Raw genomic sequence first — 17755 nt, 5'->3', positions numbered from 1 at the left:
GCGTATCTCACTACTCTAGCTAATCCAATCTATTTCCATAATTTTTTCTATTTCTTTTCTATACTTTGGCTCTACATAAATAGGAATAGACTTTTCCCCTATTTCTTTTGCAATAGCATATCGGTGATGTCCGCCCATTAATATAACCTCTCCCATAAGGTGAGGTTTTACCAATGGCGGTGATATAGGTCTGTTTTGAGATAGATAGACAATCAAATATGCCAAACTATTTTTACGTCCTAATGTCCAAAGCTCACCTTTATCTCTACGGCTAAAATGGCATAGTTTTTTGTCTAAAATCTCTAATTCAACTTTTCCTAATATAAAACCTTCTGGATAGTGAGTTTTAAAACTCAGCTCATTCTCACCATCTAAAGAGAAGCGTTGACCTTCTTTTGATAAGTCCCAATTAAAGGTGATAGGTGGCCAATCTGAAGAATCTGTTTCTATATACTGACTTGCTTCACTTAATATTCTTGAGCGTAACTTATATTTGTCCTGATAAACCTCTAATGTTTCACCTGCTATAGCAGCAAAAACCTCGTCCATATCCATATTTAATCCTATTTTTCAAATATCAAGCGGGCTTCATAAATCTTATTCGTTATATATTAACCTTGAAAATACTCAGCTCTTGATCCTCGTTAGTAGTATCTAATCATCCCATAAAAATAGTGAATAAATCTTCTCTTTTTTACAATACAGTCAAACACAAAAAAGCCTGTCTCTAGTAGACAGGCTTTTGTAAATCAAACTTGTTATTTAAATATCAAACTCAAGTGCTCTATCACCTTCGCTATCTTTGATACGCGTTGGCAAACCAATCTTATTTAGTAAATTGATAAATGGCTTGGCATCTAGCTCTTCGACGTTGACCATCTTGCCTGCATCCCATTCGCCAGTTGCGACCAGTATCGCAGCAGCAACAGGTGGCACGCCTGCGGTATACGAGATACCTTGGCTACCAACTTCGTTGTAAGCATCTTTATGATCTGAGACGTTATAGATAAACACTTCAGTCTCAACACCATTGATCTTGCCTTTGACTTTGTCACCGATACAGGTCTTGCCTGTATAGTTCGGTGCAAGCGAGCTTGGATCTGGTAGTACTGCTTTAACAACTTTTAGTGGTACAACTTCTTGACCTTCAGCAGTCATCACTGGCTGCTCAGACAATAATCCTAAGCTCTGTAGGACAGTGAAGACGTTGATATAGTGCTCACCAAAACCCATCCAAAAGCGAATGTTTGGTACATCTAGATTGGCTGACAATGAATGCACTTCATCATGACCGCTTAGATAGCTGTTTTGCACACCTACAACTGGCAGGTCGTCTGTACGTTTGACTTCAAACATTTTGTTAGACTGCCACTTGCTGTCTTGCCAAGAATAAACCGTACCGGTGAACTCACGGAAGTTGATCTCTGGGTCAAAGTTGGTCGCAAAGTATTTGCCATGGCTGCCCGCATTGATATCAATGATATCGATATCCGTCACAGATCCTGCATCCATCATGTCATAGCCAAGACGCGCGTAGGCGTTGACCATACCAGGATCAAACCCTGCACCTAAAATGGCAGTGACATTGTTGTCTGCACAGCGCTCTTTACGTTGCCACTCATAGTTGTTGTACCACGGCGGGGTCTCACAAATCTTACGTGGGTCTTCATGAATAGCCGTATCTATGTAGGCAGTACCTGTCTCAATGCAGGCTTCTAGTACGGTCATATTGATAAATGCCGAACCAACATTGATGACTATTTGTATTCCTGTGTCTTGTATCAGCTGCACGAGTGCTTGGCTGTCCATCGCATCGACTTGATGCGTATGCAAGACCGCAGCCTGCTTAAAGCTGTCTTTTTCTTTTACACTTTGGGCGATGGCATCGCATTTGTCTTTGGTACGTGAGGCGATATGAATCTCGCCAAGTACATCATTGTGCATCGCGCATTTATGCGCGACCACTTGAGCGACACCGCCTGCTCCGATGATCAGTACGTCTTTTTTGTTAGGCTTAACTGGTTGGTTTGTGTTCAATGAACAATCCTCCTTTGTGTCCCTGTCGATACCATTGATAGTGGCTATGCAAAACAGAAACGAGTGAATGATATGCGTGAATTAAAAAGGAAGACCGAGGAAAACCCACGCACCCGTCGGGCAAATAATACTCCATTATTTGCCCGACGCGATTATAACAATTTTTATTCCCTTATCGGTAAAAAATAATGTATCAATGACAGATACCTTAAAATTACCCATTATTAAGACTAAGCCTTTGTTTTCTAATGTAGAAAAGCCTTGGAAATATCGCGTTAAGACAAGCTGGCTTTATAATCTTGATAATCAAACTCACGCTGGATATCGATACTACCATCCAATCGGCGGATGACAATCGCTGGCATGTTGACACCATTGAACCAGTTTTTCTTAACCATCGTATAACCAGCAGCATTGCCAAAGGCAATCTTATCACCTATCTGAAGATTACTCGGTAATGCATATTCACCAAAGATATCACCTGCTAAGCAAGAACGACCATAGATAATGGTATGGTCTGCCGACTCAGCATCAGCTTCAGACGGTGCAGCTTCTGCAGGATTGCCAATAGGTGCAATATCGGCAGCTGTATGGTTAATCGCAGCAATCGGTGCTGACTCACGATAAATCAGTAAATCAAGCATATGCGCTTCAATAGAAGCATCGACGACTGCTAGGTTTTTTTCATTATGCATGGTATCCAATACAGTAGTCACCAATGTACCCGCGCCATGGATACTTGCTTCACCTGGCTCAAGATACACTTGCACGCCATAGTTTTCGCTAAACGCTTTTAGACGTGCAGCCAATTTTTCTAATGGATAATCAGGCGCGATAAAGTGGATACCACCGCCCAAGCTCACCCATTCAAGCTGCGCTAAGACATCACCAAATCTAGCTTCAATATCCGCCAAGCTTTCACTAAAGGCTTCAAAGCTGTCATTTTCGCAGTTGTTGTGAATCATGACGCCAGTAATATCGCCAAGTACCGCTGCGATTTTATCTTTATCATGCTCACCAAGACGGCTGAATGGACGCGCAGGATCAGCAATCAAAAACGATGAGTTGCTGGTCTTTGGATTGAGTCGTAGACCTACAGGTATATTTTGCGCGGCGGCTTGTGCTTTAAAAGCGTTGAGCTGTGAGATTGAGTTAAAAATGATTTTATCCGCATAGTTCAGCACTTCGGGGATCTCGTCTGCACTATAGGCGACGCTATAAGCATGCGTTTCTTTTTTATCGCTGCTACTGGCATCATCGTTATTACCAAAGGTCTCATAGCCCAATCTGACTTCGTTAAGTGAAGACGAAGTCGTGCCATGCAGATAAGGCTGCATCACATCAAACACGCCCCATGTGGCAAAGCATTTTAGTGCCAATAATGCCTTTGCACCAGACAGCTCACATAGCCTAGCGATGATTTTCATATTGGCAACGATAGCCGCTTCATCAAGCACGTAGTAAGGCGTTGGTGGCAATGTCGCGTTGATAGAATTCTCTAGATTTTTTGCATTCATAATAGATTACCTAATAGACACTCTGCTGTTGGTATCTTGACAGACAGATATAAATATTTGCGCTATAGTAGACTAAATTCATCATAATTAGAATATCTTATGGCACTCTCAACCGATTATTCCACCTCAGCCAGTCGATCCCATTCATCACAATTGGATCCGAAAAACATAGATTTGACTTATCTAGATCCTGATGCGCGTGCCGTGTTGGATTTTTGGTTTGATAAAAAAAATGAAGCTTACTGGTTTGAACAAAACGATCGTTTTGATAAGCAGATACAGGATAAGTTTGGCGGAATTTGGCACGCAGCAAAACAAGGCGAATGTGTCACTTGGCGTATCGCAGAGTCCTCATTAGATGGTAATAGTTCAATAACGGCATTGGCAGGACGCTTGGCAGAAATTATTGTGCTGGATCAGTTTTCACGCAATTTGTGTCGCGGACAAGCAAGTGCATTTGCGCAAGATGGTATGGCATTAGCACTCGCCCAAGAAGCCATTCAACAGCCTTATTTTGATACTCTACCAATGCAATGGCGTAGATTTATTATCATACCGTTTATGCACTCCGAGTCGGCCATGATTCATAAGCATTATCTACCGCTATTTGAACAATTAGATGATGCAAACACACTAGATTTTGAACATCGTCACAAACAAATTATCGATCAATTCGGACGATATCCACATCGCAACGAGGTACTAAATCGCGACTCAACTGAAGATGAAAAGAACTTTTTAAAACAGCCTAATTCATCGTTTTAGGCAAGATTCCTAGTACTGTTTAAAGATACTCAAAGTTATTACACAAAACTTATCGTATAAAAAGAAGGTCTGAATCATATCACTGGTTCAGACCTTCTTTTTTACAGTAAATATTTAGAGAGTATTAAATACTTATTAGTAATTTACCTTACCAGTAGTAAACGTAAATGACTGCTGCTCTAATGTTTTATCGTCAACCAAAATATCAAAGCTGACCTTATATTCGCTACTACCATAAAGTCCACAATTACCACCTTTATTACTACCTGATTCACAGCTCTTGAGCGCATCCGTTAATGGCAAAATGAATGCTTCATTCGCTGGCAATGCATAATTCGTACCTTTGTACGGATCATTGTCAGAATCAAGCAGTTGAATCGGCAAATCTATATTACGCTGCACATCTCGGAATTTAACGTTACTCACTTTAACTTTATCAGCGGATGGCATATTGATATAAACCGGCTGTCCGATAGGATCAGTACGTAAATTGCGCCCAGAGCCTCTGACTGGATTTGGGGTTTCGTTATAAAGTGCAGTGACTGTCCCCGTCACATCTTGACATGGGTACGTAAAAACACCTTCAAGCGTTTTATTTGTCGTAGTTTTTGTCCCTGCAGCATTGCTTACCAAAACATAGCCTTTATTGTTAGCAGCATTTTTACTACTAGGCGTATAGGTAACCATTCCTGTTCCTACTACGCCTGAGGTTGGCAACATTAAAGAGCGTAGATGATAAGGCGCTGACAACAACGATTTTGCCATAGAGCTTGCCACAGCTTCTGTGCTCAAAAAATTGCCTGCCGAACTATAATAGACAGACTGGGCAATGTTTTCAGTGACACCATATTGAGAATTGCCATAGTCCGCATTGATCAATCGATCTGCCAGATCTAATCCACTAAAAAAAGGATTGTTAGAACCTGTCACACTAGCAATATCGCTAATTTCATTTTCGAAATGCGCGTTAAAGCTGCTTGGCGAGCTATTAGCAAATACATGTTTAATATAATTTGCGTGCTGAATGGCAATATCATCTAGTTCTGTATCAACGGATAGACCATTTAGACCACAGCTGGTTCTTGCTAGACTGAACTGATTATTTGCACTCAGTGCTGCTTGTACATTATTGTCAGCTGACCCATTACCACCAACGTTAGGAATACCACCACTTTGTTCAGTTGGTGTCGCTATAATCGGAGCAGAAATAATTGGTTCCGACGTTGTTGGTTGGGCTGTTTCATCATTTTGGGAATTGTCTGGTGTATTAGCAGATGTAGAACTACTATCAGAATCTCCGCCTCCGCCGCAAGCGCTGAGAAATATCGTTAAAAATAGCACTGCCGCAAGATTTTTTTGAGAAGTATAAGAAGTCATCGCTCATCCTATAAAATAATAACCTGTTTGTGAAAAGCAATGAGAGTCAAAATCAGTTACAGGGTAGTTAGTGATTGATTTAACAGTGTTTTATTTCAATATAATGTCTATTGTATTACAAGTTATGAACTTTTGCTCATTATTTTGTAAAAAAACTGCTACTCGCGATTGCAAGTAACAGGTTTCTTTTTAGATCTATAAATCAACACTAAGCTTAGACTATTTCTAAGGTAAAGATATCATCTATAAAGTACGATTCTTTTGTATCCGCTATACAGTCACTTTTTCATATTCACTTTGTCATAAACACTGTTTTATAGCTACTGTATTTCTAGCGCTTTTCTTACTGGTGCAAAACTACGTCTATGCGTTGGCAAGACACCATGTTTTTCGATTGCTTCCATGTGTGCGCGCGTCGGATAGCCTTTATGTTTAGCAATACCGTATTCCGGATATTGAGCATCCAGTGTATACATCGATTCATCACGACTTACTTTTGCCAATATACTGGCCGCTGCAATACTAGTATGACGCGCATCGCCTTTTACCCATGCTTGACAATCAATCGCAGATGGCATTACTTCTATCTTTTCAAAGCTATCATAGTTCAACTCAGGGCAACGATTTCCATCAAACAGTACTTCGACTTTAAATTGATCGAGCGACGTGCTGTTAACATTTCCAGTAGTCGAGAATGTTTCAAAAATTACTTCTAGCAATGATTCAGTACACAATCGCATACCAAGCATTGTTGCTTGCAAAATGTTCACTTGATCGATCACTGCTGCTGGTATATCAGTGATGATATAACCGATAGCATGCTGCTGAACTAGTGGATAAAGGATATCGCGCTTTTTTTCACTCAGTTGTTTGGAGTCGGTCAGTATCGACAACGGCGTGTCTTTAAGCGGTTGTTGTTCAATTAGACCTGACCACGTCGCAGGTAATATTGCCGCCGCCACATTGACGCTGCCTAGTAACGGCCCGCGTCCTGCTTCATCAACGCCGATTTGTAGTATTGATTGCTCCGTCATTTGGTTATCATTAGACAGATATTGAGTGATCAACTCAGCGGTATTCATTTGCCCATATAAACGTATGGGCACTGCTAACTGAAGATATTGTCCTTTAACATCAATATGCTCAATATTAATATCAATTACTTGAACTGGGCTTTCTGTACTATGTTGAATATGCATAATATTAGAAGGTCTTTCTTGTTTAATTAGGATTGACGGTATCGGTATTTTGGATAAACCACTGTTCAATCACGCTATTTGCAGGCTCACCGTTACTTTGCTGTTGTAGCGACTGCTTTGTCACTAATAAGTCGTGTAACTGCTCGGCATAAGCGCGTGGTTGCAGCAATCGCATCACGGTACGGCAAATATTGTCACCGCTCGCTTGCTCTTGAATGAGTTCAGGTACGATTGGCGCATTAGCCAATATATTAGGCAATGCCACATATGGCACTTTTACCAGACGCTTGGCAATTTGGTAAGTTAGCTGATTTAATTGATAGACCACTACCATCGGCCGTTCAAGCAGCATTGCCTCCAGCGTTGCTGTCCCAGATGCCAGCATCACAATATCTGATGCCGCCATGGCATGTTGGCTAAATTCTGGCTGGGTATCATCGTAAACCACCACAATTGCTGCACGTAACTGCTCTGAGCGTTGGTCGATCACTTCTTGTACGATATATTGATGGTTTTGATCGACCGTTGGAATGATAAAGCACAGCTTAGGATCTAACAGGATTAACTTTTGAATACCATCAAGCATCAATGGCAGAATAGCCGTAATTTCACCGCGTCTAGAGCCTGGCATCACACAAATAAGCTGACTCACATCATCGAAGCGTTCGATGAAGAACTGCTGTAACCCATCATTGTCCCAAACGAGCTCACTGCGACGTTGATTGATTGGTGTATTGATCAGGTTCTGATCAATGGTTCGTAGTAATGGATGACCCACACAGATCGCTGGATGGTTATGTCGCTCATAAACTGGCAACTCAAACGGGAATAGACATAGCACCAAATTGGTCGCCGCTTTAATATTATGGATACGCGACTCACGCCACGCCCAGATAGAAGGACTGACGTACTGCACACAGAATACGCCTTGGGGCTTTAGTTTTTTGGACACTCGTAAATTAAAATCAGGCGCATCAATACCGACGAACCAATCAATATTGGCAGCCTTAAATGCGCTCAATAGCTCGCGACGTGCTTTAAGCAAATCGGGTAACTGCGACATGACCTCAACCAGACCCATCACTGCCAAGCGCTCTAATGGGAAAATACTATGTAGCCCTTGCGCCTGCATTTTTGTACCGCCTACGCCTACCCAGACAATATCATCACGTAGATTATTCATTTGCCGCATAAAATCTGCGCCTAAGCTGTCACCAGATACCTCACCTGCGACGATACCTATCACTAGCGGCGTAGCATTTATGTTTGCTACTTGAGAATCCGTCCCGGCTTGATGAATGAGGTCAGTATGGTGATGAGACGTAGCAGAATCTGTCATGACAAGCTCTCGATATTAGAAATACACAAAATAAAATAACCGTTATTATAAAATATAACGTAATAAATCAGCGATACGACCTTATGAATAATATGAGCACTCATCCGTACTGTTTTAATGCCACAGTTTGGGCTACCCATCGCTAATGTTGCTATCATACTTGACGATGATACAAATAGCGAAATTCACGCATAAAATCTGAGCGTTATGCATCAAAAACTCAATCAACTCTTATTAATAGATAGAAAAACCAAATGCTAAACGTGCATTTAGAACGTCAAATATCACGCTAAGTCTCTATAAGTATAACTAAGTTTTAGTTTCCTCATTCCAGTTATCAGTCAATTAACTGCTCGACTACCCTTGTCAACCAACACTTTTGTCCGCATAATGATTATTCCTATAAATCAGCTAGACGATATATAACCATGACAACATCAGTTACCCATAATGCAGATATTGACGACGTGAATATTGAAAAATTTATTCCTTTGATTACCCCCGCCGAGCTAAAAGCCGAGCTGCCTCTGTCAGACGACGCGTATAACACCGTACTAAAAGGTCGTAATACTATTCAAGATATCTTGGATGGTAAAGACAAGCGTTTGTTTGTGGTCATTGGCCCTTGCTCTATTCACGATATCAAAGCCGCTCACGAATATGCCGATCGTTTAGCCGTATTGGCAAAAGAAATTGAAGACAGTGTATTTGTGGTCATGCGTGTTTATTTTGAAAAACCTCGTACAACGGTTGGCTGGAAAGGCATGATCAACGACCCTGACATGAATGACAGCTTTGATATAGAAAAAGGCTTGCGCACGGCTCGTAAATTGCTACTTGATCTGAATGAAAAAGGTCTACCTTGCGCGACCGAAGCACTTGATCCAAATACACCGCAGTACATCCAGGATCTAATCAGCTGGTCAGCCATTGGTGCACGTACTACTGAGAGCCAAACGCATCGCGAAATGAGCTCTGGCTTATCATGTCCAGTTGGCTTTAAGAACGGTACTGATGGTGGTATGACAGTTGCTGTAAATGCCATGCAAGCGGTTAAAGAAGGTCATAGCTTCTTAGGTCTATCATCAGATGGTAAAGTCTCTATCATCAAATCTAAAGGTAATCCTTACGCGCACGTAGTACTTCGCGGTGGTAACGGCAAACCTAACTATGATGAAACTGCGGTAGCTCAAGTTGAAAACGAGCTGGCAAAAGGCAAGACCAATAGCAAGATTATGATTGACTCAAGTCATGCCAACTCCGGTAAAGACCCTTACCTACAACCGATGGTTATCAAAAACGTTGCCGAACAAATTCAAAATGGTAATAAATCAATTATCGGTATGATGATTGAGAGTCACTTAAAAGGCGGCAATCAAAAACTGACTGCTGATTTAAGTCAGCTCGAGTACGGCAAATCTATCACCGATGGTTGCCTAGATTGGGATAGCACCGTCACAGCATTACGCGAATTACGTGACATGGTAAAAGATGTGCTACCGAATCGCTAATAGCTATCAGCGATAATTTATCGTCGAGCAAACAATAAAAGGCCCCTTTTGCACTAATGCGAAAGGGGCTTTTTATTTATGAACATTCTATCAGAAATGCTCTATTCTAAAACTTGGTTAGCAATGATCATCATGATACATGTTTCGTTAACTGGTCAGAGCTAGCCTTATTTTTACATTAGTATTTTTATAAAATTGATATTACATTTCGATGCATATTGCACTGCTCTCAATTAGCTATTTGCAGCACCTAATACACTCTCTAAGCTTTCGAGCACATGCTTAGATGAGACATTCTTTTGTAAATCTACCAACTGCTCGTGTGCCATTTGACGGCGAGGCTCAGCCAAGGTATTCCAACGGGCTAGTACTTGCAGTAAGCGTGACGCTAACACAGGATTGGCATCATCTAATTTCTGAATCACGCCTGTATACATCTCTAGACCTTTTGCCGTCCAAAGTACCGTCGGTTGCGAGCTAAAAGCGCTGATAACTGAGCGGACACGGTTAGGCGTATTCCAATCAAAATCTGTGTGCGTCAATAGTGACTTGACCATATCAGGCGTCACATCGTCAGCGGCAGCTTGTACACTGAACCACAAATCGATAACCAGATCATTTGCTTGAAAACGTTCATAGAAGTCTGCTAAGTACTTATCTGCACCTGCCAATTGATGATTGACCATGGCCTTCAGTGCACCAAAGCGCTCAGTCATACAGCTTGCATTGTCATACTGCTGCTGTGCCCAGTCTGCTGCATCATCTACATTGGCAGTCAACGCCATATCAAGCACGACATTACGCAACGCACGAATGCCTCGTGCTTCAGCACTGTCCTTATAAGACTGCATTGGCAGGTTGTTGTACAGCTCAGCCCATTGGTCCTTTAATTTATCAGCTACTTGCTTATATAGCCCATCGCGCTGCTCTTTAACCAGCACTGGATCGTAGTCTTTAGAAATAGCAGAAGCCAACTCTTGCGCTGATGGAATATCAAGCAATCGTGCCGCTAGCATCGCATCGTCAGCCGCTAAGACAGGCAGCGTCTGCGCCAATGCTTCTAGGTATACATCAGGGCTGCTCTTCGCACCTTGGCCTTGCAGCAAAATACGATTTACCAGCATTTGAGTTACTTGCCAGCGGTTAAACCCATTGGTTTCGTGCTTAAGCAAAAATGCTAAGTCTACATCTTGATAGTCATAATTGAGCTGTACTGGCGCGCTAAAGTCACGCAGTAATGACACAACAGGCTCGCTCGCTACATTCTCAAAGACAAACGTTTGCGTCGCCTCGTCAAGCAATAACATACGTTCAGCGACGATAGCGCCTGAGTCTTTGTCAAATAATGCCGTTGCTACAGGTATCGGCAATGGTTTTGGCGCATCAAAGCCTTTGACATGGCGTGTCTGCTGATTCAAAGTGATGGTCAGCGTCTGTGCTGCGCTATCATAGGTTTGAGAACCCGATACCACTGGCGTGCCAGGCTGACGATACCAATCAATAAAATTCTCGATTTTGTCATCAGTGATACTCAGCGCTGATAAAAAGTCCTCAACCGTTACCGCTTGTCCATCATAGCGACGGAAGTACTCATCTGTTCCTTTTCGGAAATCATCTGGCCCTAACGTATTGGCAATCATGCGTACAATTTCAGCGCCTTTCTCATAGACAGTCGTCGTATAAAAATTATTAATCTCAACAAAACTCTCTGGACGTACTGGATGTGCTAATGGACCTGCATCTTCGCTAAATTGATGGGCTCGCAGTGTCGCTACATCATCAATACGCTGCACTGCACTTGACTGTTGATCTGCTGAGAATGACTGATCACGGTAAACGGTAAAGCCTTCTTTCAAGCACAGTTGAAACCAATCGCGGCAGGTAATACGGTTACCAGTCCAGTTATGAAAATACTCATGAGCAATAATGGCTTTTACGCTAAAACTGCGTGCATCGGTGGTTGTTTCAGGGCTAGATAACACACAAGCGGTGTTAAAAATATTCAAACCCTTATTTTCCATTGCACCCATATTGAATTGGCTGACCGCCACAATCATATAGCGATCTAGATCGTAGGCTCGCCCGTAATTGACCTCATCCCATTTCATCGCATCTTTTAGGGCTTGCATACCGACATCACATTTATCGATATCAGCAGACTTGGCATACAACTCAAGCAATACTTCTCGACCTTCGCTGGTCGTATAAGAATCTGTCAATACATCTAAATCGGCAACCACACAGGCAAATAGATAGCTTGGCTTATTGGTTGGATCGTGCCAGATGGCGTAATGACGGTCTGGTGCATCGGCCACTTCGCCTGCTTCGACTAAGTTACCATTGGCCAATAACGTCGGATAGCGCTTATCTGCTTCGAGTCGCGTAGTGAATATCGCCAACACATCAGGACGATCAGGATAGAAAGTAATCTTACGGAAACCTTCTGGCTCGCATTGAGTCACAAACATTGTATCGTCACCACTACCGGCCATATATAAACCTTCAAGCGCCGTATTAGTCTGTGGGCAGATACGCACTTGAATGTCTAAAGTAGCTCGCTCAGGGGTATTATAAATCGTCAGCTTACCCGCTTCCTGCTGATAATCCTCAGTGGTCAGTGCCTTACCGTTCATCGTAATCGTTAGCAGCTCTAATGACTCACCAAATAAGACGATATCCCCTGCCGTTTGACGTACCATCTCAAGCGTACTGTCTACCTGCGCATAGTCTTCGAACAGCTTAATATCTAAATGTACTGTCTCGACATCAAAACTTGGTTTCGTATAGTCTTTTAAGTTAATCTTACTTGGCGCATGAGGCGGCACATCTGGCATTTCAGGATTGATGATTTGTGCATCAGTTTCAGCAGTAGACATATGGTGTCCTATTATTATCGGTGGTTTGGTTATAAGTTATTTTTACTGAGGATGAGTAATATATGATTAATATCATTTTACTATTTGCAAAAGGCACTAGTGCAAATCAAGACCTTATCTTTAGGCTAACTAATCAGCTAAGCGCTTAATAAGCTAAGCATATACACAAAATTTTGCAATGATTAAGCTAATTTTTATTACTAATTTGGTTTTCTCATCAAGCTTATAGCTAGATTGTCCTAAATCACTAAATTTCAAGTATGTAAAGTAAGATATCGTCGGCTCAAGATGATTTAAATATGAAACATACGTTATCAATTGGATAATGTCGTTGAAAATGATTTAATAGTCATACTGATGACCAATCATTTAACTAACGGCTTATTATATGACAAAAAATAAGGTGAAACGCGCAGACATTACCCTACCTTTGCTTATAGAGTATGTTGACGCGCTACTACCCTCACTGACGACTCAGACAGAACTATCACCTGAACATAGCAAAGATAATAGTGAAGCATTATGGGTAACACATAACAATGCGGACTTATTAGCACTACAAGCCCAACTTGACGATACTACATCTACTAATGAGAACACTGAAGCGAGGCTGAACGCACGACACTTATCAACGTTATCAGATCTTGCTAAACAACACGTACCCGATCGTTATGAGCTTGCTTGCTTTTGGCTGCCTACCTTGTCAGAAGAGCTGACTCAACACTATGTGCCGCTACTGATGCGCTACCGTGACCTGTATGCCGCGCATTTGCTTATTGCATTGGACAGCTCGATAGATTTGAAACCTTATGGCTTTACGCCATTTGATATATTGAGTGAGCCATCTCTAAATATTGATGACATTCAATCTATTACCTCATCAACCGTTACTGCGACGCTTTGGCAATTTAATCTATATGACTACAAACAACTGCCAAATTGGCTCAATGCTGATTACTGGGCCAACCCTGAAAACTGGGGCAAGCACCGCTGGTAATACACTCAATTTTATCTATCGTAATTTACAGTAAAAATACTTACATAAATTAACATTTAGTATATTATAGATAGAGATTGCCTAAGTTTTATCGGAAGCAGTTTAAAAAAACAAATTTAATTAAAATTTTAGGAGCTCGTCATGTCAATCAGTTTTTCTAAGATCGCTGTTCTTGCTGTGCTATCAAGCGCTGTTGCGATAACCACCGGTTGTGCTACCAAACGTTCTACCTCAGAAGTTGTCGTTGCCCCACTAGGTATTCCAGGTGGCCAAGTTGGCTACAATGGTGCGGTTATCGTTGATAACTCAAACGCTGTCATCACTGGCGCTGAAAATATTCAAGCAGTGGTCTATTTTGCCTTTGATAGCAGCGAAATTACTGCTCAATCAGCGAGCGTCCTTAACCAACACGTAAGCCTGCTAAATTCAAACCCAGCAGCGACTGTCGTTATCGCAGGTCACACTGATGAGCGCGGTAGCCGTGAATACAACATGGCACTAGGTGAGCGACGCGCACAAGCTGCACGTAACTACCTCGCTGCTCAAGGTGTCACTGCAAACAACATCCGAGTTATTAGCTATGGTGAAGAACGCCCTGCAGCAGCTGGTAACACAGAAGACGCGTATGCACAAAACCGTCGTGCTGAGCTGTCTTACTAAATTGTGATTTAGCGTTATTTATAACGTTCGACGATTAAATAAAGCCCAGTAATAATATATTGCTGGGCTTTTGATATTTTTGACCCGATAATTAAATATAGATTATTTAGACATAGCAATTGAGATATGACTATCGACGTCTCAAGTACATTACGTTCAAACTTACACATTCTTATATATTCAATTCTATAATAATCGTTTTTGATGACTATTAATATATGCCGACTTCCAACCTTACCCAGATACAGTATACTCAACTCGACACCACGACATGGTGTGTGACGGCTCAAGTGAGCGAGACAGTGAGTCATTTAGTCACTGGAAGCTTATGGAACAAGTCATTATGGTTGTCCTCCTGTAATACGTCGTATGAAGACATCATCAAGTTTGATAGCCTAAATTGGTACTATCAGGTGGCGACAGCAGTGCCTAAACACTCAGTACCTGCTCTAGCACGTAAACAGCGTCAGCAGCAGCGACAAGGCGTCAGGCAACTATTGCAAGAGCTGCTTAAGAAGTTAGAAATAGATGACACCTTGGATGAGTCAAGTTTTCCCTATCGGCTTGTTAATAGTCAGCATTATGTATGCTTTAGCCATACAGGAACTAATAGTTCGAAGCAAACTACAGAATCGAATCAGACAAATTTTACACGTTTACACAGCAAAATAGCTGTCGTGATCAGTCGTCAGCGTCCTGCTGGTATCGATATAGAAATTAATAACATTGCGTGGCATGTAGTCAAGCGTTTCTACTCAGAGAGTGAGTTGAGCATTTTACAGGAGCTATCTACAGATCAGCGAGAACGCACTGCCAAACTGTTATGGCAAATAAAAGAAAGCTTTATCAAAGTGAACCAATATACGTTAGCTCAAGGCTTGGGTATGGATTACTCTCACCTTATTTCTAGCTTGATTGAAAATAACAAAGAGGTTAACTCTGCCTCTGTACTCAATGATAGTGAAGATACGGATTACCAATCTGTTTATCGTATTGCCACGTTACAATCTCAGCAAACTGTCATCGTTTTCTGATCAAGGTCTTCTGAGCAAAGTTCAAACCTGATTTTTAGAATACCTTTTAATACTTTATTTTAGGCATAAAAAAACGACCCTAAAAAGGATCGTTTTTTTGTTTTCTACTAATGACAGTCTTTAAACTGTGATTAGAAACGGTAAGTTGCACCAACCTTAACAATTGGGAACCACTCTAACCAATCTTTATCTTCTAGCTCTTGCTCAGCAGCTTGTGCAGCAGCAGTTGCTTCAGGAGTATTACCTGAAGCAGTTACGTTAGCATCTGTTTTACCCATATAAGCTGCACCAACTTCACCAAATACACCGAAGTTATTTGTGATGTTTGGACGGAAGCCAACAGTAGCATAAGGAGCTAGCTTGTTACGATGCTCAATAGTACCTTGTAGAGTACCTACATCGTCTGCACTGTAATCAACGTCATTAATTCTGTAGTTATTATCCTCAGAGTTCGCACGTACATCGATATCATTATCAGGAATGATGATACCAGCACCCATTGTGAACCAGTTACCAGTAGGACGTAATTGTACGCCTAGGTATGGGTTGCTAAAATCAGTATCAACATCATAGTTTACGTCGTCTGCATCAAAGTCACCGCCGAAAAGGTCAGCAGCATCGCCACCTGCCCAACCAGCTTGCAGTTCAGTTTTCTCATTCACTGACCAACCAATGTTCGCACCATAACCTAGAGTACCAACTTCAGCACTAACAGATGCTGGGTTGATAGCTGTTTGGAACAAAGTTTTAGTACCACCAAGTACCGCACCAGTAGTGTTGCGTACTACACCAGCGTCAGCATTGTATGCATAAGCAGCAGGTTCTGCTTCATAGGCTACAGCAACTGGCTCAGCTTCATATGCAACTGCAGCGTTGTCATCAACAACGATAACTGGCTCAGCAGCTAATGCAGCAGTTGATGCTAGAACAGCAGCAGAGATTGCCGTCAATTTAATAAATTTCATAATTATTCTCCTAAAGTGTGAAATAAACCCGCCCATAAAAAACGATGATTGTGCTTTTGTTAAACCATCATTTTGTTGAGGTGATTAAAACAATTCTGACTTAAAAAGTCACCCCTACTGATGCTGTTTTTATTTGCCATTATGTAAAGATTGCATAGGTACTGTAATAATTGCTACACCAATCTGCAAAAATTCGCCTTTATGTTACATAACGTCCTTAAAGTAACCAAACAGCGTAAACATGAGACTTCGCTTGCTTAATGTTTATGTAAGGGTATTGCAAAATATGTCCACATAATTATCTAGAACGCACTTTGAATCAATGACAGTTATATGGCTTAACCTTACAGAATAGTGTGGCTTGTGAGTTGACGTATCTATTGTTACTTATATAAGAGAATCTACACCAACAAATAAAACGATATAAATGATCTCATATAACGCGACTAACGCTTGCCTCAAGCGAATATTATGCTAAATTAGTTGTTATAATAGATTTGTTATAGAACGTCAGTATTGTCACCATTTGTCTTATTTATGAAAATTTTGTGATGCTGTCTGCTCTATTTCTTTACTCCTACTGAGTCATATATATGCCTAAAGTATCGTCGATTACCCGTGTCCTAGAAATCATCGAAGCAGTGTCCTATGCTTCAAAACCGCTTTCTCCACTAGAGCTCTCACAAGAGCTAGATATCCCTAAACCGACCATTCATAGATTGATTCAAAATTTGGTTGATGATGGTTTTTTGACTGTTGATATTGGTGGCGGTATTATTCCTGGTAAGCGCGTGCGCAACTTGAGCGTTGAGCTATGGCAACAACGACTGTTCTTTAACGAGCGACAGATGATTTTGCAAAAACTGGTTGATGAGCTAAAAGAAACCTGCGGTATTGGCATTCCCTATCATATGGATATGATCTATACCAACCGAGCTCAGACAACCTTGCCACTACAGATTTATCTTCCTGTCGGGGCAAAGTCACCTATGTGGTGTACCGCGACTGGCAAGCTCTATTTAAGCCAATTATCTACGACTAGCCGTATGAAAATCCTACAAGGGTTGCCATTAGATAAGTTCACTAAGAATACGATTACTGATATCGATGCATTAAATGCCGAGCTTGATCGCATTGCTGATACTGGTATCGGTATCGATAATGAGGAGTTTATCTCTGAGATGGTCGCAGTGGCTGTACCTATCTTGGATAAAAAGCAACGCTATCTGGCCTCACTCTACTTACATGCGCCCACCATACGCGTCTCATTAGATGATTTACTGACGCACGTACCAAGACTGCAAGAAGCAGCACAAGACGTTCAGAGTCTCGTATATGATCTGCAAAGCTAATACTATCTATTAGCCATCAAAAAAGGTCTACGCTATGATTTTAGCGTAGACCTTTTCTTTTTAGCAAATGCATTCTCTTAATTAATGCCACCTACTAGTGATACGAAAAATTCTTAATATTAGTAT

General features: G+C 41.4%; 14 protein-coding genes. 6 read left to right on the top strand and 8 right to left on the bottom strand.

Annotated features, from left to right (window positions below):
- Positions 1–15: 15 nt before the first annotated feature.
- The 3 genes from V6252_RS02900 to V6252_RS02890 all read right to left on the bottom strand — a co-directional run bounded on the left by V6252_RS02900 (position 16) and on the right by V6252_RS02890 (position 3554).
- Positions 16–555 (bottom strand): ParB N-terminal domain-containing protein, encoded by a 540-nt coding sequence (locus V6252_RS02900; RefSeq protein ID WP_341609212.1) that lies wholly within the window; start codon positions 553–555, stop codon positions 16–18.
- A gap of 207 nt (positions 556–762) precedes the next feature.
- The gene (locus V6252_RS02895) at positions 763–2037 is read right to left on the bottom strand and encodes a saccharopine dehydrogenase family protein (protein WP_341609211.1); all 1275 of its coding nucleotides are present in this window, start codon (positions 2035–2037) and stop codon (positions 763–765) included.
- 275 nt (positions 2038–2312) lie between these two features.
- On the bottom strand, positions 2313–3554 hold the full coding sequence (locus V6252_RS02890; RefSeq protein ID WP_341609210.1) for a carboxynorspermidine decarboxylase: 1242 nt from the start codon (positions 3552–3554) through the stop codon (positions 2313–2315).
- Between the two features lie 99 nt (positions 3555–3653).
- On the opposite strand from V6252_RS02890, the gene V6252_RS02885 reads away from it, so the two are divergent.
- Positions 3654–4319: a DUF924 family protein gene (locus V6252_RS02885; protein ID WP_341609209.1), complete on the top strand. Its 666-nt coding sequence runs from the start codon at positions 3654–3656 to the stop codon at positions 4317–4319.
- Positions 4320–4454: 135 nt separating this feature from the next.
- Here the strand turns inward: V6252_RS02885 and V6252_RS02880 are convergent, their stop codons facing one another.
- From V6252_RS02880 to lpxB, 3 genes are all read right to left on the bottom strand, one after another.
- The gene (locus tag V6252_RS02880; RefSeq protein WP_341609208.1) at positions 4455–5696 is read right to left on the bottom strand and encodes a CAP domain-containing protein; all 1242 of its coding nucleotides are present in this window, start codon (positions 5694–5696) and stop codon (positions 4455–4457) included.
- Between the two features lie 320 nt (positions 5697–6016).
- Positions 6017–6895, bottom strand: coding sequence for a ribonuclease HII (locus tag V6252_RS02875; RefSeq protein WP_341609207.1), 879 nt, complete (start codon positions 6893–6895; stop codon positions 6017–6019).
- Positions 6896–6917: 22 nt separating this feature from the next.
- Entirely contained in the window at positions 6918–8234 is a 1317-nt protein-coding gene (lpxB, locus tag V6252_RS02870) for a lipid-A-disaccharide synthase (RefSeq protein ID WP_341609206.1), read from the bottom strand.
- Between the two features lie 428 nt (positions 8235–8662).
- On the opposite strand from lpxB, the gene V6252_RS02865 reads away from it, so the two are divergent.
- Positions 8663–9745, top strand: coding sequence for a 3-deoxy-7-phosphoheptulonate synthase (locus tag V6252_RS02865; protein WP_057760477.1), 1083 nt, complete (start codon positions 8663–8665; stop codon positions 9743–9745).
- A 233-nt stretch (positions 9746–9978) separates the two neighbouring features.
- Here V6252_RS02865 and pepN read toward each other — a convergent pair whose 3' ends face one another.
- The gene (pepN, locus tag V6252_RS02860; protein WP_341609428.1) at positions 9979–12579 is read right to left on the bottom strand and encodes an aminopeptidase N; all 2601 of its coding nucleotides are present in this window, start codon (positions 12577–12579) and stop codon (positions 9979–9981) included.
- Between the two features lie 430 nt (positions 12580–13009).
- Here pepN and V6252_RS02855 point away from each other — a divergent pair, with 430 nt between their 5' ends.
- The 3 genes from V6252_RS02855 (at position 13010) to V6252_RS02845 (ending at position 15312) form a co-directional block, all read left to right on the top strand.
- Positions 13010–13618, top strand: a complete 609-nt coding sequence (locus tag V6252_RS02855) for a DUF6231 family protein (protein WP_341609205.1) — start codon at positions 13010–13012, stop codon at positions 13616–13618.
- 141 nt (positions 13619–13759) lie between these two features.
- The gene (pal, locus tag V6252_RS02850; protein ID WP_191113710.1) at positions 13760–14278 is read left to right on the top strand and encodes a peptidoglycan-associated lipoprotein Pal; all 519 of its coding nucleotides are present in this window, start codon (positions 13760–13762) and stop codon (positions 14276–14278) included.
- A gap of 218 nt (positions 14279–14496) precedes the next feature.
- Positions 14497–15312 (top strand): 4'-phosphopantetheinyl transferase family protein, encoded by an 816-nt coding sequence (locus tag V6252_RS02845; protein WP_341609204.1) that lies wholly within the window; start codon positions 14497–14499, stop codon positions 15310–15312.
- 131 nt (positions 15313–15443) lie between these two features.
- Here V6252_RS02845 and V6252_RS02840 read toward each other — a convergent pair whose 3' ends face one another.
- Entirely contained in the window at positions 15444–16277 is an 834-nt protein-coding gene (locus V6252_RS02840) for a hypothetical protein (RefSeq protein ID WP_341609203.1), read from the bottom strand.
- Between the two features lie 593 nt (positions 16278–16870).
- On the opposite strand from V6252_RS02840, the gene V6252_RS02835 reads away from it, so the two are divergent.
- Positions 16871–17629, top strand: coding sequence for an IclR family transcriptional regulator (locus V6252_RS02835; RefSeq protein ID WP_341609202.1), 759 nt, complete (start codon positions 16871–16873; stop codon positions 17627–17629).
- The last annotated feature ends 126 nt before the right edge of the window (positions 17630–17755 follow it).

Origin of the sequence: Psychrobacter proteolyticus, assembly GCF_038155145.1 — a bacterium.
GTDB classification, from domain to species: Bacteria; Pseudomonadota; Gammaproteobacteria; order Pseudomonadales; family Moraxellaceae; genus Psychrobacter; species Psychrobacter proteolyticus_B.
Note: the sequence above shows the minus strand (reverse complement) of the source record. Positions and strands in the feature narration are given on the sequence as shown.